Genomic DNA, 24,481 nt, shown 5'->3' on the forward strand with positions numbered 1-24,481 from the left:
GTCTGAAGACACTGACCGGGAGCTACGTCTCGGGCATCAAACCCGACCTCCAATCGACGTACTCACTCACTTCGTGCGACCTCGTGTCGCACCTCTCGTCGGCATGACAGTGAGTCCGGCACGCCTCAGTGGAGGCGTTCGGCGCCTCACGCGGTGGCCGTTACCGGTGCCCGAGAAGCTCGCCGTTGCAGCCGAGGAGTACACCGCGCCGACTGCGCGCCCACACCGCACCTATCCGGCCACAGTCGCCGAAGGCGGGTAACACCGGCACCGGAGCTTCCGGTCGTCCGCCGCCTGGCAGAGCACGTGCTCGGGCATCCGCACGCGCCGAGCCCCAGGCAGCGAAGACGGGCCCGGCCTCCTGGCCGGGCCCCTCATACGAGATTCAGTTGGCAAGCTTGGAGCCGTTCGGCAGTCCACCCCTGCGGGGATTCCGAGACCCGAGCCAGTCACGTAACGTAGTTGCTACGCTAGCGGCACGTCGCCCAGCCGATACACCAGGCGTTGGGTATCGGTATGTGTCGATCCTCGGACACAAAATCCTCGCATCTATGCCCCAGCTGCGTGTCAATGTGGCACATAATACGCAGCGGCAGTGACGCGCCTGGCGTGTTGTAGGCCGCGTAATGAGCTGGCCGGCATCTTTCATGAAAGCGGGGAAGGCCTGTCCTTCCCGGACTTCGTGACCGCGGTCGACGAGGTCTTCAACCCCCAGCAGACGATCTGCGCCTCCCGTTACAGCAGGAACTCTGCCCGTAACGTCGAGGTGCCGTTCACCCCGGAGAAGATCCGCGAGCGGGTCCGCACGTTCATCGCCGGCCAACGGCCTGACGAGTCGGCACGGCGGCCGGCCGGACCGTGGCCAGGTAAGACCGGCAGCGGTGACGTCACGGATGGTGCCCGGGCCGGCCTGATCGGACCGGCAGAGTGGCACGGCTGGCACTTCGACCCCACCACCGGCTCGCTGATCTTTCAGGGCAGCGGTCACCGGTGGCACGAGATCGACGCCGACCGGATGCTCGACGCTGCCGACGCCGTCTTCTGGATCCTCCAGGTGTTCCACGAGAAATGGAGCGATCAGGCCTTCCTCGCGTTCGTGACCGCCATCGACGACGTGTTCCAACCTCGGCAGCGGATCCGGGCCGGGCAGGGCTACTACCCGCCGGGGACGACCCGCGACCGAGTCCGCGCTTTCGCTCAGGAGCCCTGGCAAGAGCGGTCCGCGGACCGGTTCGCCGCCGAACCGGCACCGGCCGGCTCGACTCGGGAAGATCGAACGTGGGCGAAGGCGGTGGGCGTGGAGCCGCGGCTGGCTTGCCTTGAAGACGTGGTGCTCACCGAGGCCCACCAGCGGAAGATGGCCGGCGACTACAACCCCGATCGCCTCTTCTACGACACGAAGCCGTACCTGGCTGCGCTCCTGGGCTTCTCCCGCGGCCGCGTCCCGCAGGCCCGCAGGTCCCTGCCGTACGAGGCCCGGTTCGCCGCTGCCGTCGAGGGCGAGTCGCAGGCACGGCCGGAACACGAGTTGTGGCTGAAGAGGCAGGGCGCCTTCGACCAGGCGTGCACCCGGCTCTTCGACCTGCTCGCCGACCTGTAGTCCATGAGCCATTCACCGTCAAACCGGCACGATTGACCAACCAGGTGCGATCCAATGGGTGGCGGGGTCACGCGGCGCCAAGCTCCCGCCACCCGTTGGCGCCCGGCACGGACACCCACGGGCGCCCCGGGCCGGCATCCCCGGGCCCCGCACCCAGATGTCCGCGCTGGGAGCGGCCCGGCTCGCTGATGCCACGCTGTGGTTGCATCGCACCCTTCAACTACGGGACGTAGTCGGCGGAGGCTTCCTCAGATGGGAACACGCAACACTTGAATAGGCGGTCTCACCAGTACCAAGCGCCGGCCAGCACAGAAGCGCCCCCGTCCTGCTCCTTCATCGGAGCGGGGCGGGGCCTTCGTCGTATCCGGGCCCCTTACCACTCCCATCGGGCATGAGTCAGGCCGTCAACGCTGTACTCGGCGCCGTCTGGCGCGCCAGACGCGCGGACGTAGTTGATCCATCCCTTCCGGCAAGCCCCGGGCGTCAGCTCGGTCTCAACGAAGGCCGGCGCGAGCAGGCCGCCGCCGAAGACAATGTCCTGCGACAGCTCTTCGCCGCCGCCGTACGACAGCGCCCATGGCCGGGTGGAGGCATTGAACGGCTCGTCGCCCCCGTTGCACGTGCGCACCTGGATCCCGTAGTTCTCGCCGTCCGCCTTGTGTGCCAGTACGGTCACGGACACCTTCACCCCATCCGGGTCGACGAACCGGTGTACCTGCCCCACCTCGAGTGCGGCTCGGGTCGGAGCGCTGGAAGGTAGCGTCGACGCCGGCCGGGTCGGCGCTTCGCTCGTGGGAGGTTGCGCCTGGGACTCGTCGGATCCGCCCCTGGCTGCGACGGCCGTTACCCCGGCGGCGCCGGCGAGGACTGCGCCAGCGGCGACCAGGCCGATGGTGCGTGCCGAGGTGCGTTGTTGGGGGAGGGTCATTGCGGGCTCCTGGGTAGGCATCGTCTGCCCCAGGGTCATACCGCAGAGCAAGGCCGCGCAGGGCGTCCGGTGGCCGATCGTCGCTCGCCTATGGCCGATCGGGCGATCTCAAGCCACGCCGCCCAGCACAGAAGCGCCCCCACCCTGCTTCGGCAGGACAGGGGCGCTTCGTCGTATCCGAGGGCAGGTACGGCGCGATTCGTCCACCTGGCGTATCCAGCGTTTCGCGGTAGCCGCTCACCGGCTGCTCCCGGCGGCGTCCGTGGGCGTGAAGCCGCCGTCGGCCAGGGCGGCGAGCAGTTTCTCGTACCGCCGTTCGGCGTCCTCGGCTCGGCGGGTCAGCCCGGCGAGGTCGCGCTCGGCGCCGGCGCGGGCAGCGTGCAGTTCGGCGCCGAGCGGCCGGCGGTTTGCGCCAGGTCAGTGCGCGCCGTGGTTGCCGCGGCGACGCCGTGGTGGCGCCCCGGGTGACCCGCCGGCTGCTGGGCCGTTTCGCCGGCCGGCTCGTCGCCTGGGGCAGCGTCTCGGCGGGACCGCCGGACTTGACCGAACGGGAACGGGAGGTTCTGCTGCTGGTGGCACAGGGCCTGTCGAACCTCGAGATCAGCGGTCGGCTGCAAGTCGCCGAGGCAACCGTAAAGACCCACATCGGCCGGATCCTGAACAAGCTCGGGCTGCGCGACCGGGTGCAGGCGGTCGTCTTCGCCTACGAATCCGGGCTGGTCCGCCCCGGCGGCGCCTGAGCTGCGATGGCCCACCGCCGTCAATCTCACGCCCGACTTCAGCGCGATCCCCGGGAGGGGGCCGCGGTTCCTTGGTGCCGCTGGGCTGGTTCTTGTCGACTTGCGTGCGTCGGCGTCCACCGAAGGGAACACCCCGACGGTGGGCGCCGACGCGGTCTGACGTCAGGCGACGACGATGACCGTTTTGCCGAGCAGCTTGCCGTTGCTCGCATCCCGGTGGACTGCCGGCAGCTCCTCCAGCGGCCGGCGATCGGCGACGTGCAGCTCGAGCACGCCGTTGTCGACGCGGGAGACAAGGTCGGCCAGGTGGGCGGCGTCGGGACGAACCCACACGCCTGCCGTGCGCACCGAGCGTGCCTCGTCAGCCGGCACCGGGCCGGCAGAGCTGACGACGATGCCGCCGTCGGCCACGTAGGGGGTCAGTTTCGCGAGGCCCTCGGGAGCCAGGCGGACGTGGTTCACCACCACGTCGAAGGGTCCGCTGACGGCGGCCGGGCCGGCGTCGAGGTTCAGCGGGTCGACGACCTCCTGCACGCCGTAGCCGTTCAGGCGGTCGGCGTGCTGCTGGCTGTCGACGGCGGTCACCTTCGCGCCGGCTTCGACGGCGAGTTGGACCACGATGCTTCCCACCGAACCGCCTGCCCCGTTGACGAGTACGGTCTGGCCCTCCGTGATTCCAGCGAGCTCGACTGCCGCCTGTCGAGCCGCCAGCCCGCTCAGGGGTAGTGATGCGGCGTCGGTCAGCGTGATGCTGCGGGGAGCGGCGGTCACCAGGTCGGCGGCCACGACCGCGTACTCGGCGGCCCCGCCGTGCTCGTCCAGCGGGAACATCGCGATGACCGGGTCGCCGACCTGCAGTCCGCTGACTCCGTCGCCGAGCTCGGCGACGGTGCCTGCGACGTCGAGGCCGGGCGTGATCGGCAGCGGAGTGGGGATCATCTCGGCGAGGACGCCCGACCGGATGTGGTCGTCGACCGGGTTGAACGACGTGGCGGCCACCTTCACCAGGATCTGGCCGGCACCGGGGACCGGACGCTCCACTTCCTCCGGGCGCAGAACTTCGGTGCTGCCGAACTCGTGGTAGCGGATCGCCTTCATGGTGCTCTCCCAATGGTTTTCGTGATGTCGGGTCCATGGCGAACGGGGAATCGCCGGAGTGGTTCGGGGCGAGACGCCGGAACGCGTCCGGACTTGCCTAGGCAACTGTGAAGGAGTGTTTCTAACTTGCCTAGGCAAGTCAACATGGGCGGCATCACAGGGCCCTACGGGGTCATTACCTGCATTTGATGGGTCAGGGTGGCCCTGAGATCAGGCCTTCTAGTCAATTGCCAGGTTGCCTAGTCAAGTAAGCTGCGCGCATGACCGGCTCTACCCCATGGCTCGACGACGAGCAGCAAAAGCTGTGGCAGGATCTGCGCACCGTGGTCGTCGCGCTGCCCATGCTGCTAGACCGTCAGCTGGAGCGCGACGAGGGCATCTCGAACTTCGAGTACAGCGTGATGGCCCGACTGTCCATGACGGAGACGCACACGATGCGGCTCAGCGAGCTGGCCGCGCAGAGCAACAGCACACAACCACGGCTGTCCAAGCTGATGGCCCGTTTGGAGCAGCAGGCGTGGGTCACCCGACACCCTGACCCGGTCAACGGCCGATACACCCTCGCGACCCTGACCGACGCCGGTCTGCGGAAGGTCGAGCACAGCGCCCCGGCTCACGTTGAACAGGTCAGGAAACTGGTGTTCGACCCGCTCAGCGCGGCACAGCAACGCCATCTCGGCGCCGCGCTTGCCCGCATCGCCGCATTGGTGCGCGAGCAACTCGACGGCCGGTGAGCGTCGACTTCCTCGGCACGGTCAGAGTTGGCAGGTTCGAACTGTGGTCGTAGGGCTTCTGCTTGGCGGGAGCTCGTGCGTCAGCCCGACAAGGCGCAGAGAAGCAGCCGGTCGCCGTAAGGCTACGAAGGCTTGGCGGCTGCTTGTCGCGCTCAAGTTGCTCAACCAGCGCGCGGCGCCGCCGGGCCTTGGCCTCGCGCTCATGGGTGGCGCCATGGCCCGCATGCGCGGAGCTGTGGCCTCGGCACCCGTTCGTCAGACGGCTGCTGCTGCCGCCCCGGCCGCGGCGATGGCTTCGTCGGCGTCGGCGTTGCCGACCTGGCACAGCCGTTGGAACAGGCCGGAGTCCGCGGCGTCGCCGGATTCCCGGACCCGACGAGATGACCAACGCCCGAGACCGGTTCAAGGACCTCGAAACACGGCTACGCAGCGCAGAAGACGAACGCAAGGCAGTCCGCGCCGACATCAGGCGACGGAAACACCCCCATGACCGAAGCCCGTGCCCGAGTCAGAAGGAGGGACCGATCAAGCTGACGCCCGCCGCCTGAGAGTGGGAAGACCGTGCAGGTGTAGTCACGCCGGCGAGCAGGCGGTGTGACGGCGACCCCACAACGTCCTGAGGGAAGCATGGCGCGTACCTGCAACGACCTCAACACGACCTGGGCATGGCGTCGCGGTCGGCGGCGTGCTCTTCGCTGGCTGTGCTGGTGCGCCTGTGAGGCCGGGACCGCCAACGCCACACCAGGATCTCGGACCATGCTGGCGATGGCGAGCTTGCCCTGATCGAGTGACAGCGACGTCGGACAGTTGCATCCCTGCGGCCGACTCGTTGAACAAGGTGAAGCCTTCTCTGATCTCCAGGGTCCCCATCGAGAGCCGAGGTGCGGATCATGTCCGATACCAATGCGATCGTGCAGGATGAAGGAGCGGGGCTGTTCGGGTTCCGGCTGGAGATGGGCCGTGGCTACGACGGCGCTCGGATGCCGGTGCGCCGGTCCGGGTTCGCGACCGAGAAGACTGCCCTGACCGAGTACCGGAGGTCGAGCGCGCGGATGGTCGAGCGCGCGTACCAGCAGCTGGAGACTGACGGCTACTCACGCACGACCCTGCGAACTCTGAACTTGGTGCTCCGTAAGGCGTTCGGCGAGCAGACCGGCCGGAACTTGGGCCTTCGCAAGCCCCTCGAGAGCGATGAGGAACGACAGGTGTGGACCCTCGCCGAAGCGCGTAGGTTCGCCGAGCACGTCCACGAGGATCGGCTGTACCCGATGTGGCGGCTGCTGCTCGCGACCGGTCTGCGCCGCGGCGAGCTCTGCGGTCTGCGGTGTGGTGACCTGGAACTGGGCCAGGGCACGCTCACCGAGCGACGACAGATCGTGGTCGAGGACCCGGGGAGCCGACTACGGGTAAAGCCGCCAAAGTCATACAACGGCCTGCGCGTACTGAAACTGGACCCGATCACGACCGAGCAACTCGCCGACAGGGCGGCGGGACAGGGAACGCGGTACCTGTTCACCGGCCGGACCGATGAACCGATGCGGCCGGACAGCCTCACCGACCGCTTCAACGACCCCGCCATCGCCGCGGGTGTCCGCCCGCTCGGACCGCACCAGGTCCGGCATCTGATCGCGTCGAACCTGCTCGACGCCGGGTACGGCATTCACGAGGTCGCCGAGCGGCTCGGCAACGATGCCGCCACCCTCATGCGCTACTACGCGCAGGTCGGCGCCGCCCAACGGCTGCAGGCGGGGCCGGGAGCTTCGGGCGTGCGCAGTCAACAGCGGGACTGGCGCCCTTTCATGTTGACGGGTGGAACGTCCGAGCGAGTCACTCTCCTCATCCTCCGGAGCCCCGGTTGACCGCGAGCCTGCTGAGCACCATGGCTGACCGCCTCGACGCCGCTCCTCGGGCGCCCCTTTACACGTTTCTCGATCGCCATGGGAAGGAGATCGACGCGGCCGACCGCCAGGAGATTGTGCGGCGGGCGGCCGGCATCGCGGATCTCCTGCAGGCGGCCGGGGTCGCGCCCGGCGACCGAGTACTGCTCATCTTCCCGCCCGATGGTCTGGAGTTCGTTGCGAGCTTCTTCGGGTGCATGCTCCTCGGCGCGATCGCGGTCCCGGTGGCCAGCCCCGACCCGCGGCATCTCGATCGGGAGCTGCCCAAGCTGCGGCACATTGCCGAGGACAGCGGCGCACGCGTCGCCCTCACCCATGCGAAGTACCGTGCGCTCGCCACACTGGCGTCGGTACGCGACGGCGTGGCGGACCGCTGGCGCGGCCGCGAGACGTCGAGCTGGCCCGAACTCGTCTGGCTGCTGTCCCACCGCGTCAAGCGCGCGGATCCGGAGGCGGCCGCGGCCCGGCTGGCCCGCGCGGCCGCCCGGTTCGGCCCGGACGACGTCGTGTACCTGCAGTACACCTCCGGCTCGACGTCGGCGCCCAGGGGCGTCGTCGTGCGCCACCGGAATCTGGCGCACAATCTCGAGCTGATCGCGCGCAACACCCGGGTCGACAGCGAGTCTGTGCTCGTCGGCTGGGTGCCGCTGTTCCACGACATGGGGCTGGCGGGCGGGATCCTCAACGCGATATACACCGGGGCGCGCTGCATCGCCTTCTCCTCGACGACCTTCCTGGCCGCCCCGCGTCTGTGGCTCGAGGCGATCGATCGCTATCGGGGCACGCACATCGCCGGGCCAAACTCCGGCTACGACTACGTGTTGCGCGGTCTGCGCGAAGGCGACTCGTTCGACCTCTCGTCGCTCCGCGCCACCCTGCAGGGCGGTGAGCCGATGCTGGCCGTCACGATGGACCGCTTCGAAGCCGGGCTCAGCCGGATGGGCTTCGATCCGGCGTCGTTCGGCAACGTCTACGGCATGGCCGAGGCCGTGCTGTTCGTCTGCGGCGAAGTGGGCCACAAGCCGACACTGCTGCGCGGGGATCGGGCCCTGCTGGATCGCGACGGCGTGATCGTTGCGCCGGCCCCAGGCGCACCCGCGGTGACGCTCGTGGGCAGCGGCGTCCCCGACGCGGACTGGGGTGTGTCGGTGATCGCTGTCGACCCCGTGACCCGGCGGCCGCGGCCGCCCTACGCCGTCGGCGAGCTGTGGATCTCCAGCCCCAGCGTGTCCAGCGGTTACTGGGGACGGACCGACAAAGAGAACGCAGCCGTCTTCGCCGCTCGCCCGGTGACGGGGGACGGCCCGGACGACAGGCGACGTTTCCTGCGTACCGGTGATCTCGGAGTGATCGGCGACGACGGCGAGGTGTTCCTCTGCGGCCGCCTCAAGGACCTCATCATCGTCGGAGGCCGCAACATTCATCCGCAGGATCTGGAAGCGGCGGTGGTGGCGGCCGATCCGATTCTGCGGCCGGGCAACGCGGTCGCCTTCGGCGTGCGGGTTAACGGCATCGAGCGGGTCGTGGTGGCGGCCGAACTACGCAAGAAGGTACTGCGGAACTCCGAGCCGATCCCGCTGGACCGCGCGGCCTCGGCGATCCGGGCCGCGGTGGCCTCGCACTGCGGGGTGCAGTGTCATGAGGTCCTGCTGATGAGGCCGGACAGTATCCCGAAGACGACCAGCGGAAAGCTGCGACGCACACAGTGCAAGCACCAGTGGACGGTCGGCTCGCTGCGTTCGTCGGCGATCTCCGGACACCGCAGGCCGACGCGGGAGACGTTGCCCCGGGCGGGCCCGGGCGGCGAGCCGGGGTACGTGCTGCGGCTGCTGCAGACCGAAGTCGCGGAGGTGCTGCAACTAACCAACCCGAACGACGTATCGGTGGATCGGCCGCTCCTCGACGTCGGCCTCGACTCGCTCGGGATGATCGATCTGGCTCAGCGCGTTGAGAATCGGACCGGAGCATGCATCCCGCCGGCGAGCTTCGGCAACGGCTCGACCCTGCAGGCGATGGCGATCTCGGTGATACGGCACTTCGAGCCGGTGCACCTCGAGCCGGGCGAGGCTGCGGACGCCGGTGACGTCTCGTTCAGCGCCGCGCAGCGGCGCGCCCTGGAGCTGGGGCAATGGGACGGATGGATCCGTACGGTCACGCTCGACGTCCATCGGCGGCTCACCTCGGACCGCCTCCGTCGAGCCGCGTCCGCGCTGGTGGCCCGGCACGACGCGCTGCGCCTGCGGTTCCGCCGGGACGACGGTCGATTCGCGCAGCGCTACGGTGACATCGAGGGCAGTTTCGCCGTCGAGTCGGTCACGCCGGACCGGCCCGACGCGCTCCCGACGCTCCTCAGCGAGCAGCATCGCCGCCTCAGCGTCGAGCACGGCCCGCTGATGCGTCTCCTTCTGATCGAGACCGGCTCCAGACAACGCTTGTTCATCGCGGTCAACCACCTCGTCATGGACGGGGTCACGCTGCGCATCCTGCTGGATGACCTGGACCAGCTCTGCCGGTTGGACGAACAGGGCGAGGCCATGCGGCTGGCCCGGACATCGGCGCGCTTCGAGGTGTTCTCCGGCTGGATGAACGACTTCGCCCACCGGGGTGCGACGTCTGATCTGGAGTTCTGGCGTACTCAGCTCGCGGTGCCGCCGCCGGCCACCTACGACCCACTGGCGCATCCCGGCGTGCGGATGGAGGACCTGGCCACCGCCCACCACAGCCTGCCGCCCGACGAGACGCGCGCGCTCCGCAACGTACGGATGACCGGGCCGGCCGCAGGCCGCGCACCGCTCGCCACCACCCTGCTCACGGCGCTGGTACGGACCGCGCAGCGCCAGTGGAGCTGCGAGCGACTCGTGGTCGAGCTCTCCGGCTCGGGGAGACAGGCCGCGGTGCACGGCCTCGATCTCTCGCGGACGGTCGGCGATCTGCACTGCACCTTCCCGCTCGCCTTCGAGGACAGCCGGCCCCAGAGCCCGGCCGAGACGCTGACCGCGGTGGGCGAACGGCTTGCCGGTGTCCCGTCCGCGGGTCTGTCGTTCGAAGGTCTCAAGTATCTGAACGACGAACCGCACGTGCGACGAAGCATCCGCCAGGCCCCGGCTCCGACGCTCTGGTTCAACTTCCAGGGCGAGATGCCGACGCGGAGCCGCAGCGGCCTCTTCACGCTGAGTGCGGCCGCCGTCGGTGACGTGTGGGACCCCGAGGCCGGCGTACGGCAACCGCCGCTCTACGTCGAATGCACGGTCGTCGGCGGGACGACCCGCATCGTCTGGGAATACTCGCCCCGGCAGCTGTGGTGGACCGGAGCCGAGATCGACCAGTGGATGACTCGGTTCCGAAACGAGCTCCACCACCTGGTCCGCCAGACGTCGCGGTAGGCGCCGTACTCGTCGAGCAGGCCTGTGCGGGGCCTTGTCGTCGAAGATGACATTCGGGGTGTCGTCGTGCTGGTGCGCCAACTGTGCCTGCCACGCCACCCGCCGACGGCCGTCCAGGGATGTCGGCCCCCATTGCCGTGACGCAACAGAGGCGGGCCACGGCATCACGCCGCTTCTATGCCTCGTGCTCCTCGGCAAGCGCCAGTGGGTGTGCCTCGCCGGTGAGGCGGACGTCCTGTCACCTCTTGCCGTCACGCGACGTCGGCATTCCGATGCTGTCGTAGCCTTCCGCGTTTCGGGGTTGCCGGGAGGGGGTGCGGCGCTATGTTCAGGTCGATGCCATGGCATCGATTTGGATCATCTCGCGGACCCAGTGGACGCCGAGGCTGAGGCCGAGAAATACCACTACGGTGAGCATGCGCCGCCACGGGAGGCTGTCGAGGTCACGGTCCACGCCGATGGAGAGTCCGATGCCGACGCAGGCGAGGAGCATGAGGCACATGAATGCCGTCAGTGCGCGCCATGCCGAGTCGTCGACGAGTGACCACACGATGCGGCTTCCGGCGACGGTGGCCATCAGGAACAGTGCCGGGAAGAAGATGAACGGCGCTGCCAGCTGCCAGCGGAACAGCGTGGTCATGATCGCTCCTCGTCCTGTGCGACGCGTGCCTCGTGCAGTCGTGTGGCCGCCTCGTCGAGTGCTGCCAGCTGGTGTTCGGGCATGCGCTCCAGTTCCGCTGTCGCCTTGTCGACGGCCTCCACGAGTCCTTGCCCCAGCCAGCTGTTACGCACGAGGTCCTGCGGCGTGTGCTGGCCGCTGAGCAGAGCCCGGGCCAGCTCCCCGACAGGATCGTCGCTGTCGCGTTCGTGGGCAAGGTGCTGCAGCAGGTTTCGCGCTGTCGGGTCGTCCATGATCTCGCCGCTCATCGCCGATTAGCTCCCCGGGTGCCGGTAGGGCTGGATTTCGCGCATGGTGGTCAGGTCGCTGGAGTCCTTGAGCGCGGCGGCTGAACCCGCGATCGCCTTCATCAGGTTCTCCGCGTTGGTGTAGGCGTTCGAGATCTGCTGGTACAGCTGGATGGCGTAGATGCCGTAGCTCAATGCCACCGAGTAGCCGATCACCGATCCGGCGAGTGTGGCGATCATGGCGGTTCCGCCGGCGAGGCCGATGCTGACCATCAGCAGGGCGTCGAACATCTTGGTCAGGAAGCCGCTGATCACGTCGTAGAAGTTCTTCGCACACTCGGCGGACTGCTGGTAGAGCTTGTTGAAGGCGGCTCCGAGTTCGTCGACGGAGCGTGCCGCGTTCGCCAGCCGCAGGTCGTAGTCCTGGAAGTTCTCGGCGGCGTTGCCGCGCCAGACGACCGGCGTCGCGACCGCACCGGCGGCCAGATTGTCACCGATCGCCCCGGCGGTGGCGCCGGCGTGCGACATCGCGACGCCGGCGATGATGTAGGAGTCCCAATCGCCGGCGAACCACTCCGTCCACAACTCGAACGGGTCGTGTTTGAAGACCCAGATCGCGGCCTGCCGCAGGTAGGCGAACGGGCTGATGAGATCGACGATCGGATTGAACGACCAGAACTCCGCGGCCGGATCCGACGGCGTGGCCAGCAGGGTGGCGGCGCAGACGGTATCGGTGAACGACGCGTGACCCGCCGGCAGTTGCAGGCGCTCCTGTGTCAGGTCAGCGGTCAGCACGTTCGCGTCGGTGGCGCCGGGATAGGAGCGGTCCAGGTCGGCGGCGGCGTCCAGGTCGGTCCGTGCGTACGCGACCTGGGCGCTGTTGACCTGGGTGGCGGTGTTGTCGGCCAGCGATCGCAGCCGGGACAGCGCCGTCGTCATCCCGAGGTAGGCGACCTCGTGCGTGGTCAGCGCCTGCACGAACAGGCCCTGCTGCACGGGACTGAGATCGCAGTGCCGCTGCACGTACTCCAGCGTGTTCGCGGCGTCGTCGGAGGCTCGTCTCAGCTGATTGTGCAGCTGGTCGATACCCGCCACGTCGACGAAGAGCTCACCGCCCATGCCTGCCCCGCCTCGTCCATGATGGTGCAGTAGCCACGTGTAAGTAGACGCCGGTGAATGGTCGGTGGTTCAATCCGCCGGGGGTCACGGCTGGATCCGGTGCTTCCCGGCCCGTGGAGAACGAACCGGTACCGGCGACTCCGCACGGGCAGGTCTCCCAGACCTCCGTCCCGCCGGAGAGCCCGTGAGCGTGACCTCAAGAAGCAAGGAGGGCTCCGGGATGGGTGGTGCCGTCACGGCACCGCCCATCCCGGGGAGTCCGGCTATCCGGTCGGGCCGTCCAGGCCGTGGACTGCCGGCACGTGCAGCTTCCGGTCGTCGCCGGAGCCGCTCAGGATCACCTCGCGCAGGGAGGTGTTGTTGGCCGTGCTGAGCTCTGCCAGCCGATCCGACGGGTTGGCCTTGACCTCGATGTAGTAGGTGCCGTTCGGCAGGTCGGTGACGTCGAACGACTGGCCGGGCAGGAACTGGGTGTAGGTGTCGCCGTTGCCGATGTCGAGCACCTCACGTATGGCGACGGCGGTGTTGGTGCCGCAGGAGCTGGAGAGATCCGTGTTGCTCGGCCGAACCTTGGCGTTCGGAATCGTGTAGTCGACCGCGTCGGTGTTGACCAGGCAGAACGCCTCCTTGCCGCTGCGCACCGCCTCCTGCTGGTCCGCCTTGAGCAGGCTGTACTGGGCGAAGTCGGTGAAGTGCCAGTGCAGGTGGCCCTCCCGCTTGTCCCACTCCATGGTTCCCGCGTTGGTCGACCCGACCTGCTTGCCCTTGGCGTCGTAGAAGTACTGGTAGGCGTCCATCAGGTCGGTGCCGGTGCGGCGGAAGCCGTCGACCACCAGCGGTGAGGTGCCGGCGTTCCACACGGTGGCGCCGAAGACGATGTACTTGCGGCCCGGGACGTCTCCCAGGTCCGCGCCGTCGGCCAGGCTGATGCCCCAGGCCGGCAACGATCGCAGGTCGGGGCGGGGCCCCTTGGGCAAGGCCGCCTGGCTGCGCACCGTCTCCGGACGGCGGGCCGCGGGTCGCAGATCGGGGGAGTAGGCCGAGGCCTGCAGGCTGGCATCGCCCTCGGTGTGGTGGTCGTGGCCGGCGCCTGCGGCCGCGGCGGGCTGGGCGGCCTTGACCTTAGCCTCGGCGCGGACGCGATCCGCCGCGGAGAGCGCGCCCTCGTACACGCTCTCGATCGTGATCGTGAGGTTCGTCCCGGCGCCTGCGATCTTGAAGTAGTCGCGGTACCTCTGGTTGATGTCGACGCTGGCCTGATAGGTGCCGTCAGGCAGCTCCTCCAGCTCGCGCGGTGCGATGGCGGCTGTCCATCCGCTCTGGATGCCCCAGACGTTGCCGATCTGGAAGGGGTTGCCGTTGAAGCAGTCCGTCGGATACGGAGTGGTGTCCGGCGCGTCCGGCCGGGCCCGGGCGGACTCATAGGTGTTGGGGCAGAAGTCCTGGTTGCCGGAGACCACGGCCGTGCCGTCCGCGTCCGTCATGGTGAGCCTGGTGAAGTCCTTGAGCCCGCCGAAGTCGGTCACCATGCCCGCGGGCAAGGGAACCTTGGTCTTCTTGCCGTTCCTCGTGGTCACCTGCTGGGCGACGATCGGGTCGGCGTACGACTTGCGCGTCACCTCGATCTCGAACGGATCCTTACCGGCCATGAGGAAGACGCCGATGTTCGGGTCCAGGAAGAAGGAGCCGAATTCGTACACGTACCTGGTGAGGGTGACGTTGGTCGTCGTCGTGACCAGACTGAGTGGTGGTGGCGGCGTGGTGTCGGCTTTGGCAACCGCTGAGCCGGTGGCGACAACGGCGGCGCCCAGGGCGAGCGCGACGAACGGGCGCCACCGGCGCCTGGAGCGGGCAGTGCGTGTCATGCGAATCCTCCCCGATCAGTAGAACCGAGTCGTCGGGCCGACAGCAGCGTCAGCGGCCGCGACCGGTCAGGTCGCAACGAGTCGTCGGACCTGTCGCATCAAGATCACGATCAGGTTCCCCGGGCCAGCGAGCACCGGCCCACCGGTGAGGTCATGCGGTTGCGGCATCGCGATTCCCCCGTAGTCCTCGTCGCGCCACCGACATTGCATCCTGTCGATGTCCACCGTGTCCACCCCGGTGCGATGGCAACACGACTCGACCGACGCGCAGCGGGCGGCGCTGCGCAGATGTGCAAGATCGTTGATGCCTGTGTCGGGCCCGGGTTAGCGTCGGCCACCGCGACGAACTGGGGGGTTCGGATGGCGCGCAGGCAACGGCGGTTCGGTGGCTGGTTCGCGGGTTTTGTAGCGGTCACGGTGGCACTGTCCCTCGGGTGCGAGGCGGGCGATCCGCCACCGGCACAGGCGGACCCCGGCCGGCCGGCGTCCGCGGGGCCGCCGCCCGAGCAGCGCTGGGGCGCCGCCGGCAAGCCCGGCGCCCGGGACGACGAGCAGGGGAACCGGGTCGTGCCGCCGTCGCTGCGCTCGCGGTATCCGCAGAAGGCGCTGCCGCAGAAGCCTGCCGGGCCGGGTAACAAGGCGAGAGTCGCGAAGGCGCCGGCCACCGAGCGCACCGGCTTCGACCGGGTGACCAGCCGCGAGATCGCCGCCGAGCGCGGCCCGAACCAGCGGACCTTCCAGAACAAGGACGGCACGCAGACCACCGAGTTCTCGGTCGCGCCGCTGAACCACCAGCGCACGGACGGCACCTGGGCGCCGATTGACAGCGACCTGGTCACCGAGCCGGGCGGTGGCTGGCGCAACACGGCGGACAGCACGGATCTGCGCCTGGCCGCGCGGGCGGACGCGGCAGAGCTCGTACGGATGACGTTCGACGCGTCGCACCGGCTCGCCTACGGGCTGGCCGGGGCGGCGGGCGTCGCGGGGCGTACGGAAGAGGGGTCGATCGTCTATCCCGGCGCGCTGCCGGAGGTGGACGTGCGGCTGGAGTCGCTGCCGGGCACGGTCAAGGAGACCCTGGTGCTGCGGTCGGTTCAGGCGCCGGTGACCTTCACCTTCCCGCTGCGGCTGACCGGGCTGACCGCCACGCTCGTGGACGGCTCGGTCGTGCTCACCGACGAGGCCGGCAAGCAGCGTGCGGCCATCCCACCGGGCTTCATGGTCGACTCCGCCGACGTGCCGGCGCGCTCGGAGGACGTGACGTATCAGCTGGTCACCGAGAACGGCGGGCCGGCGCTGCGGATGACGGTGGATCAGCGGTGGCTGCGTGACCCGGCGCGGCGGTTCCCGGTGCTGGTCGACCCGACGGTCGGGCCGCCGGTGAAGGAGTCCGCCGCCACCGCGATGATGACGGTGCGAACCAGCTCGTCGCAGGCGAATCCCGAGGATCTGCGGGTCGGCCGGGTCGACGGGCAGAACACCGCGTCGTACCTCAAGTTCGGCAACCTCGTGGCCGGGCTGCGGGACCATCAGATCTACGGCGCCGCCCTGGTGGTCACCAACTTCGAGTCGCCGTCGTGCCGCGCGCGGCCGGTCACCGTGCACGCGGTGACGCAGGCCTGGGAGCCGGGCTCGGGCCATCGGTTCCCGGGGCCGTCGGTGGGCCCGGCGCTGGCAAGCCCGCAGTTCGCGTACGGATACATCGGCACCGGACAGTCGCAGTCGGCCTGCCCGATGGCGCCGGAGATGATCGATCTGGGCGTGGCCGGCAGCACCCTGGTGCAGCGCTGGGCGAACGGTCAGCAGCCGGACTACGGGCTCTCGCTGCGCGCCTCCACCACGGACGCGCTGGCGTGGAAGAAGTTCGGTGCGGCAGGCGCCAACCCGCCGAAGCTGTACGTGACGCACACGCCGTACAACGCCACCTACGCCATCCCGAAGCCGACGCCGGAGCCGGCGGTGCTGCGCAATCAGGACGGCAAGGTGCAGGTGACGGTGACCAACCTGGGCGCCGAGGCGTGGGCGCCGGCCGACTACTACCTGGCCTATCGGGCCTATGACGCCGACTCCGGCGAGGCGGTCACCCAGCAGCGGTCGGCGAATCTGCCGCGGTCGGTGGCCCGCGGCGAGCAGATCACGCTGGACGCGACGATCAAGGCGCTGGAGCCGGGCAACTACTTTCTCGACTTCACCATGGTGCGCACCGGCGGGGACGTGTTCACCGATCACCAGGTGCCGCCGGGCCGGATCGTGCTGCAGGTCTTCGACGTGCCGCCGGTGGTGCAGGAGATCTACCCGCCGAACGGGTACCAGACGCCGACGCTGACGCCGCTGCTGTGGGCGCGGGCGATCGACACCGACGCGCCGCCTGGCAGCACCCTGCAGTTCAAGTTCGAGCTCTGCGACAGGGCGGCCAACGGCGATCCGACCGGCTGCACGAACTCCGGCTATCAGGCCAAGCCGTCGTGGCCGGTGCCGCCGGGCCGGCTGGTCTGGAGCAAGGACTACATCTGGCGGGCGTACGTCAAGGACGGCGTCAACGAGGTCACCTCGCCGAACCTGGCGCTGTCGGCAGCGGTGCCGCAGCCGGACATCACCTCGCGGATCGCCAACGCGCCGTACGCCAGCCAGGACAAGGAGTTCGACGCGCAGGTCGGCAACTTCCGCACCGCGGCGCTGGATGCCGCTGTCACCAACGCCGGGCCGGATCTGAGCCTGACCCGCACCTACAACAGCCTGGACCCGCGGACCGACTCGGCGTTCGGGGCGGGCTGGTCCTCCCGCTACGACATGAAGATCGTGCCGGACGAGGACGGCTCCGGCAACGTCGTGGTCACCTACCCGGACGGTCAGGCGGTACGGTTCGGCCGCAACCTGGACGGCACGTTCGCCGCGCCGCCGGGCCGGACCGCCGCGCTCACCACTGATGCGACGGGTTGGACGCTGCGGGACAAGTCCGGGACGACGTACCGGTTCGCGCTGGCCGGCGCCGGGGTGCCCAGCGTGCTGACGCGGATCACCGACGTGGCCGGTCGGGCGCTGGTGCTCACCCATGCCAACGGCAAGGTCAGCAAGGTGCAGGCGGCGAACAGCCAGACCAGCACGGCGGGCCGGGCGCTGACCTTCACCTGGGCCGGGAACCACGTCGCCACGGTGAGCACCGATCGGGTCGACGGGGCGCCGCTGACCTGGACGTACACGTACTCCGGAGATCTGTTGACCAAGGTGTGCCCGCCGGCGGGCGGCACGGTGTGCACGGTGTACGACTACAGCGCCGGCTCGCACTACCGCAGCACGGTCCTCGACGGGAAGCCGGAGGGCTACTGGCGGCTCGGCGACACCGAGGCCGGCGCGGCGGCCAGCGCCATCGCGGTCAACCTCGGCAAGGACGCCGGCACGTACCGCAACGTCACCGTCCGCGCGGCCGGTGCGATCGCCGGGGTGACCGACACCGCGGCTGCCTTCAACGGCACGTCGTCCCAGGTCGAGCTCCCCAAGGGCACCCTGAAGAAGAGCCGGGACGCGGCCGTCGAGGTGTGGTTCAAGGTGGGGCCGACGCAGACCGGCGGCCCGCTGCTCGGATACCAGGACAAGGCCCTGGGCACAGCCTCCGGCGCCGGCGCCCCGATCCTCTACACCGGCGCCGACGGCCTGCTGCGCGGCCAGCTGGCCACCACCGGCGCGCCCGCTCCGCTCGCCTCGACCACGCCGGTGTGGGACAACGCCTGGCATCACGCCGTGCTGTCGGTGATGGGCAGCACCCAGACGCTCTACCTGGACGGCCGCAAGGTCGCCGAGCGCACCGGCGCCGCGATCGAGCACTCCGGCCTGACGTTCAACCAGATCGGCGCGGCCTACGCTGCCTCGCCCACGTCCTGGCCCGGCTGGGGCAGCGCGGCCCAGCGGCACTTCCAGGGCACCCTCGACGAGGTCGCCGTCTACAGCCATCCCCTCGGGCCGGGGGCCGTGCTCGCCCGCTACCGGGCCGGCACCACCACGGCGTCGCAGATCAGCAAGGTGACGCTGCCCAGCGGGCGGATCGGGGCCGAGGTCACCTACGACGTCGCCGTCGACCGGGTCAAGGAGTACACCGACGACAACGGCGGCACCTGGAAGATCGGCGCGCCGCTGGTCTACGGCAACGACTCCGACCTGCGCCGCAGCGTGCAAGTTCTCGACCCCGCCAACAGACCGAACCTTCATGAGTACGACGCGCTGGCCGGACGCCTGCTGCGGACCGGCCTGCCGCTCGGCCTCCAGACGCGTCCCGAGGACACCGGTCTGCCCGAGCCGACCCCGCCGAATCCGACGCCGACACCGACCTGCCCGCGGCCCGATCCACAGGACCCGGCGTTCTGCACGGTGATCCCGGGCGACGCGGGCGGCCCGGTGTTCGTCCGGCACACGCTCGACGGTCTGGCCGTGCGCAGCTTCGAGTACGACGACAAGGGCAACCAGAGGCGCATCGTCAACGAGAACGGCGACGCGGTCGAGATGGGCTACGACGACCGCGGCAACGTCACCTCGAAGAAGACGTGCCGCAAGCAGGGGGAGTGCTACACCAGCTACTCGACCTACCCGGCGTCGCCGGCCGACCCGCACGACCCGCGTAGCGACCTGGTCACGTCACAGAGCGACGGCCGCTCGTCGGGCGCGACCGACGGGACGTACCGGACGACGTACACGTATCACCTGACCGGCCAGCTGGACGTGCAGACGAACCCGGACGGCAGCGTCGTCGACCACGACTACTCCAACGGCACCGAGCTCGCCGTCGGCGGCGGGCAGATCCCGCCCGGGCTGCTCACCAACACCAAGGACGCCCGTGGGAAGAGCACCCGGTACGCGTACTTCCAGAACGGCGACCTGGCCCGGGTGACCACGCCGTCCGGGCTGGTCACCGAGTACACCTACGACGCGATCGGCCGCCGGCTCACCGAGAAGGAGGTCTCGGACACCTACCCGGCCGGGCTGACCAGCACCTACGCCTACGACACCAACAGCAAGATCAAGTCGGTGACCCGGCCGCCGGTCACCGACGCGGTCACCGGGGTACGGCACCAGCAGCAGGTCGTCAACGAGTACGACCCGGACGGCAACGTCACCAAGGTCACCGTCAGCGACCTGCTCGGCGGGGACACCGCCCGGGTCACCACCACGGAGTACGACGAGCACGGACGTCCCGCGCTGGTGGTCGACCCGGAGGGTGGCGAGATCACGTACTCCTACGACCGCTTCGGCAACAAGGTGTCCGAGGTGGACGCCGGCGGCAACCGGTACGACTACGCGTACACCGCCCGCAACAAGACCGCCGAGGTCCGGCTGCGCGCCTGGCGCAGCGACCCCGAGGGCGCCCCGAGTCCCGGCACCGGCGACTACCTGGTGCTGCACGCCTACTCGTACGACTACGCCGGCCGGCTGGCCAGCGACACCGACGCGATGGGCCGCCGCCTCGAGTACCGCTACTACGGCGACGACCTGCTGCACCGGGTGACGATGAGCAACTTCCGCGACCCGGCCACCGGCACGCCGCGCGAGCACGTCATCCAGGAGAACACGTACGACGGCGCCGGGCACCTGACCAAGCGGGTCGAGGGCAACGGCACCCGCGTCACCACGCACACGGTCGACCGGGCCGGCAAGGTGACCGCCACGATCGAGGACCCGGCCGGCCTCAACCGGACCGACTCCTTCACGTACGACCCCAACGGCAACGTGACGATCGCCCGCTCGACCGGCAAGTCCTCGAACGTCCCCGGCCTCACCACGCAGCCCACCGACCAGGTCGGCTACGAGTACGACGACGCCGGCAACGTGCTGAAGGAGACGGTCACCGCCGGGACGCAGACGCGGGTCACCTCGTACACCTACGACCGGCGCGGGGCCCGGCTCACCGAGACCGACCCGCGCGGGCAGGTCACGAACTTCGACTACGACGAGGCCGGGCGGCTGGTGCGGACCACGGCGCCGGCGGTCACCGCGGAGAACAGCGACGGTGGCACGTCCACGGTCCGGCCGGTCGCCACGGTCGGCTACGACACCTTCGGCGGGCAGACCTCCGTACGGGACCCGCGCGGCCTGACCAGCCGCTCCGAGTACGACCGGCTCGGCCGGGCGGTGCGGTCGGTCGCGCCGCCGTACACCGCGCCGGGGGTGTCGCAGACCATCACGCCGGTCACGCTGACCGGCTACGACCCGATGGGCAACGTCACAGCGGTCACCGACCCGGGCGGCTCGGTCACCCGGTTCGCCTACGACCAGCTGAACCGCCTGGTCGCGCGGGACGAGCCGGCCGAGACCAACGAGCAGCGGGCGATCACGCGGATGACGTACACCCGGACCGGGCAGCTGCTGTCGACGACCGGGCCGGGCGGGGAACGCAGCGAATCCACGTACGATGATCTGGACCGCCCGGTGACCACCACCGAGATCGAGCGGTACCCGCAAGCCGGTGTCTACACCAGCCGGATCACCTATGACGACGCCGGCAACGCGCGCACTGTCACCAGCGCGAGCGGCGCTGTCACCCGCGCCGACTTCGACGGGCTCGGCCAGGTCGTCAAGACCACCGCGCCGACCGGCGAGGTCCAGCAGTTCGGCTACGACTACCGCGGCCGCCAGGTCCGCGAGGTGGACGGCCTGGGCCGGGTCACCCGGGCGATCTTCAACCAGTTCGGCGACAAGGTCTCCGAGAGCGACCTCAAGCCGGGCACCGAAGAGGTGCTGCGAACCCAGACCTACGGCTACGACGCCGAGGGCAACCTGACCTCGGCCACCGACCCCGACAACCACACCACCACGTACGAGTACACCGCGGCGGGCCAGCTCAGCCGCCAGATCGAGCCGGTCGCCGACGGCCACAGCATCACCACGTCGTTCGGGTACGACGTGGCGGGCAACCGCACCCGGCACACCGACGGGCGCGGCAACGTCACCCGGTTCTCGTACAACAGCCTCGGCCTGCCCGAGTCGGTGGTCGAGCCGGCCACCGACGCGCATCCGGCGGCGGCCGACCGTACGTGGACCGTCGCCTACGACGCCGACGCCCAGCCGACCACGCTGACCGCCCCCGGCAACGTCACCCGGACCCGCACCTACGACGCCGCGGGACGCCTGCGGACCGAGACCGGCGCCGGGGCGGAGGCGGCGACCACCGGGCGCACCCTCGGATACGACCTGGCCGGGCGGCTCACCAGCGTGAGCGCCCCCAGCGGCACCGACACGTTCCGTTACAACGACCGCGGCGCGCTGATCGGCGCGTCCGGGCCGTCCGGCACGGCCAGCTTCGGCTACGACGCCGACGGGCAGCTCACCACGCGCACCGACGCCGCCGGGACCGCGACGTTCGGTTACGACCGCGGGCGGCTCAAGAGCGTCACCGACGGGCTCACCGCGACCACGCAGACCTTCGGGTACGACGCGGCCGGCGCCCTACGGACGATCGACTACGGCGCGGGACGGGTGCGCACGTACGGCTATGACGACTACGGGCGCGTCGCGTCGGACACCCTGCGACAGGCCGGCAACACGGTGGTCGCGGCGGTGTCCTACGGATACGACCGTAACGGCCATCTGACCAGCAAGACCACGGCCGGGACCGCGGACAGCGGCGCCAACACCTATGAGTACGACCGGGCGGGCCGGCTCACGGCGTGGACGGGGCCGGCGGGGCGGGTCGCGTACGCCTGGGACGACTCCGGCAACCGCACCCGCGACGGGACCAAGACCGCGACTTACGACGAGCGCAACCGGCTGCTGTCCGACGGGGATTACACGTACGCGTACACGGCCCGCGGGACGCTCAAGAGCCGTACCAGCTCGGGGCTGGCCGAGCAGTACTCGTTCGACGCCTTCGACCGGCTGGTGTCATCGGAGGGGCAGCACTACACGTACGACGGGCTGGACCGGGCCTCGGCCCGCAACGGGATCGCCTTCACCTACGCCGGCGCCGGCGGCGACCCGGTCGCGTACGGCAGCGAGAAGTACGCCCGCGGCCCGGGCGGCGACCTGCTCGCCACCCAGGTCGGCACGGCGAAACGGCTGGCCGTCGCGGACGAGCACGGCGACATCGTGGCCGAACTGGATCCCGCCGACCCGACAGCTGTCGAACCGGCCGGTTCCACCGCGTACAGCCCCTGGGGCGAGCGCACGGCGAGCGAACAGCACACCAGCGCGCTCGGCTATCAGGGCGACTTCACCGACCCGGCCACCGGCCAGGTCAACATGGGCGCGCGCTGGTACCAGCCCGGCACCGGGACGTTCGTCTCCCGCGACAGCGTGCAGTACACCGGCGGGGACTCGATCCTGGCCAACAGATACGCGTACGGCGCCGGGGCCCCGCTCGACTACAGCGACCCCGACGGCCACTGGCCGGTGCCCAAGTGGCTCAAGAAAGCCGCCAAAGCCGTGTCCAGCGCGGCCAGCTCGGCCTGGAGCGCGGCCAAGAGCTTCGCCAGCGACGCCTGGAAGTTCGCGGTGTCGGCGGTCCGGGCCGTCGGCGCCGTGGTGATGAGCGGCGTGCAACTGGCCTACAACGTGGCGAACAAGGTCGCGACCGGTGTGAAGAACGCCGTCAACTGGGCGAAGCAGACCGCGGCAGCGGCTGCGGCGAAAGCTCAGGCGGCAGCCAAGGCGGTGACCGCCGCGGCCAAGCAGGCGGTCGCGAAAGCGGTGAAGTACACGGCGCTGCCGGTGCTGGCCGCGGTCACCAAGCCGCTGCTGAAGACCATCGGCAAGGTCGTCTCCACGACGGCGAAACTGGCGGCGAGCGTCGTCGCGGTGACCGTCACCGCGGTGACGGATCCGAACAAGTTCGCCCAGAGCCTGTACCTGCAGACGGCCTCGATGGTCGGCGCGGCCATCGAGACGGTGTCCAAGGCCGCCCAGGCAGTCGGCGAATTCGTCGCCGAACACAAGGACGCCATCCTCGAAGGACTGGCCATCGTCGGCTCGATCGCGGCCGGCCTGGCCTGCACCGCTGTCACGGCGGGCGCCGCCGCCATCGCCTGCATGGCCGGCACGGCCGCGCTCATCAACCTGGCCAAGGACATGGGCCAGGGCGACATCAAGAACTGGAAGGACGCGGCCAAGTCGGCGGGTATCGGCGCGGCCACCGGCCTCATCGGCGGCGGCGCGGGCGCGATCGGCGCCCGGGTCGCCGGCGGGCTGGCCGCCAAGGGCGCCGGCGTGCTCGCCCGCTCCGGCGCGGGCGCGGTCCTCGGCGGCGCCAGCGACGCCGCGGCCCAGTTCGCCACCACCGGCCGGGTCGACCTCGCGGGTGTCGCCATCGCAGCCGGCCTGGGCGCGGTCAGCGGCGGCCGTAGCCGCAAAGGGGGCTGCCCGAACAGCTTCGCCGGCGACACCCGCGTCCTGATGGCCGACGGAAGCACCAAGCAGATCGAGGACGTACAGGTCGGCGACACCGTCGAAGCCACCGACCCGACGACCGGGAAGACCGGGGACCGCGTCGTCACCGACCTGATCGTCGGTGAGGGCCAGAAGGACCTGGTCGAGATCACGGTCGACGTGGACGGCGACGCGGGGAACCGGACCGGCACGATCACCGCCACCGACGGTCATCCGTTCTGGGTGGACGACCTCGGCCGCTGGGTCGAGGCGGGGGATCTCGAGCCGGGGTATCGCTTCGAGACCGCCGACCACCGGCCGGCCGAGGTGGTCACGACCCGCGCCTGGACCGAGCACGAGCGGGTCCACAACCTCACCGTCGACGGCCTGCACACGTACTATGTGGTGGCCGGCGAGAGCTCGGTCCTCGTACACAACTGCGGTGGCAGCGGGGCGGGCCATTCAGGAACATGTGAGTGCGCTACCGGCGGGCAGGTGCGTTGGGCCAACGGCAGATTCGGAAACGGTAATGGCGGTGGACAGGTCGGCGCTGGCGACGAGGTGAACGCATGGGATCAGCTCGAACTTGACGGTGTCGAGGATATAGTCCGACGAGAGGTCGAGGTCTGGCTGCCCCCATTTGCGAAATCGCGTAAGTATGATGGTCTTGTGAAAGTTTATGGAAAGTGGTTCGGCATCGAAACCAAAGGGCGAACCGGGAAGAAGGATCCCAACCAGAGGGCGTTTGATGATCAATTGAACAGGGATGGGTGGACAGTTACTACGAGAGCAGGCAAGGTTTTGCATGGGGTGCTTGACGTCTGGATTGATCGAAAGTAGCAAGCGAGATGCGGCCACGCGGATT

11 protein-coding genes and 1 pseudogene are annotated in these 24,481 nt (G+C 69.6%); 6 read left to right on the top strand and 6 right to left on the bottom strand.

The window, feature by feature from the left end; genetic code table 11:
- Window positions 1-682 precede the first annotated feature (682 nt).
- A complete protein-coding gene (locus AB0F72_RS35025) occupies window positions 683-1,600 on the top strand; it encodes a hypothetical protein (protein ID WP_360440865.1) in 918 nt (305 codons plus the stop codon).
- Window positions 1,601-1,973: 373 nt separating this feature from the next.
- Here AB0F72_RS35025 and AB0F72_RS35030 read toward each other — a convergent pair whose 3' ends face one another.
- A complete protein-coding gene (locus AB0F72_RS35030) occupies window positions 1,974-2,528 on the bottom strand; it encodes a hypothetical protein (RefSeq protein WP_360440867.1) in 555 nt (184 codons plus the stop codon).
- 440 nt (window positions 2,529-2,968) lie between these two features.
- On the opposite strand from AB0F72_RS35030, the pseudogene AB0F72_RS35035 reads away from it, so the two are divergent.
- A pseudogene (locus tag AB0F72_RS35035) lies at window positions 2,969-3,268 on the top strand (response regulator transcription factor); the annotation flags it as partial.
- Between the two features lie 162 nt (window positions 3,269-3,430).
- On the opposite strand, the gene AB0F72_RS35040 reads toward AB0F72_RS35035, so the two are convergent.
- The gene (locus tag AB0F72_RS35040; protein ID WP_360440870.1) at window positions 3,431-4,366 is read right to left on the bottom strand and encodes an NADP-dependent oxidoreductase; all 936 of its coding nucleotides are present in this window, start codon (window positions 4,364-4,366) and stop codon (window positions 3,431-3,433) included.
- 260 nt (window positions 4,367-4,626) lie between these two features.
- On the opposite strand from AB0F72_RS35040, the gene AB0F72_RS35045 reads away from it, so the two are divergent.
- The 3 genes from AB0F72_RS35045 to AB0F72_RS35055 all read left to right on the top strand — a co-directional run bounded on the left by AB0F72_RS35045 (window position 4,627) and on the right by AB0F72_RS35055 (window position 10,381).
- Entirely contained in the window at window positions 4,627-5,100 is a 474-nt protein-coding gene (locus AB0F72_RS35045; RefSeq protein ID WP_360440873.1) for a MarR family transcriptional regulator, read from the top strand.
- Between the two features lie 890 nt (window positions 5,101-5,990).
- Window positions 5,991-6,959: a site-specific integrase gene (locus AB0F72_RS35050; RefSeq protein WP_360440876.1), complete on the top strand. Its 969-nt coding sequence runs from the start codon at window positions 5,991-5,993 to the stop codon at window positions 6,957-6,959.
- Window positions 6,960-6,979: 20 nt separating this feature from the next.
- Window positions 6,980-10,381: an AMP-binding protein gene (locus tag AB0F72_RS35055; protein ID WP_360440879.1), complete on the top strand. Its 3,402-nt coding sequence runs from the start codon at window positions 6,980-6,982 to the stop codon at window positions 10,379-10,381.
- A gap of 328 nt (window positions 10,382-10,709) precedes the next feature.
- Here the strand turns inward: AB0F72_RS35055 and AB0F72_RS35060 are convergent, their stop codons facing one another.
- From AB0F72_RS35060 to AB0F72_RS35075, 4 genes are all read right to left on the bottom strand, one after another.
- Window positions 10,710-11,021 (bottom strand): hypothetical protein, encoded by a 312-nt coding sequence (locus AB0F72_RS35060; RefSeq protein ID WP_360440882.1) that lies wholly within the window; start codon window positions 11,019-11,021, stop codon window positions 10,710-10,712.
- The gene (locus AB0F72_RS35065; protein ID WP_360440885.1) at window positions 11,018-11,308 is read right to left on the bottom strand and encodes a hypothetical protein; all 291 of its coding nucleotides are present in this window, start codon (window positions 11,306-11,308) and stop codon (window positions 11,018-11,020) included. Before AB0F72_RS35065 ends, AB0F72_RS35060 begins: the two co-directional genes overlap by 4 nt.
- Before the next feature lie 6 nt (window positions 11,309-11,314).
- Window positions 11,315-12,406, bottom strand: a complete 1,092-nt coding sequence (locus AB0F72_RS35070) for a hypothetical protein (RefSeq protein WP_360440887.1) — start codon at window positions 12,404-12,406, stop codon at window positions 11,315-11,317.
- 263 nt (window positions 12,407-12,669) lie between these two features.
- The gene (locus AB0F72_RS35075) at window positions 12,670-14,271 is read right to left on the bottom strand and encodes a lysyl oxidase family protein (RefSeq protein WP_360440890.1); all 1,602 of its coding nucleotides are present in this window, start codon (window positions 14,269-14,271) and stop codon (window positions 12,670-12,672) included.
- Between the two features lie 360 nt (window positions 14,272-14,631).
- Between AB0F72_RS35075 and AB0F72_RS35080 the strand changes: the two genes are divergently transcribed.
- On the top strand, window positions 14,632-24,456 hold the full coding sequence (locus AB0F72_RS35080) for an RHS repeat-associated core domain-containing protein (protein ID WP_360440893.1): 9,825 nt from the start codon (window positions 14,632-14,634) through the stop codon (window positions 24,454-24,456).
- The last annotated feature ends 25 nt before the right edge of the window (window positions 24,457-24,481 follow it).

Origin of the sequence: Actinoplanes sp. NPDC023936, from assembly GCF_040639325.1 — a bacterium.
Lineage (GTDB): Bacteria > Actinomycetota > Actinomycetes > Mycobacteriales > Micromonosporaceae > Actinoplanes.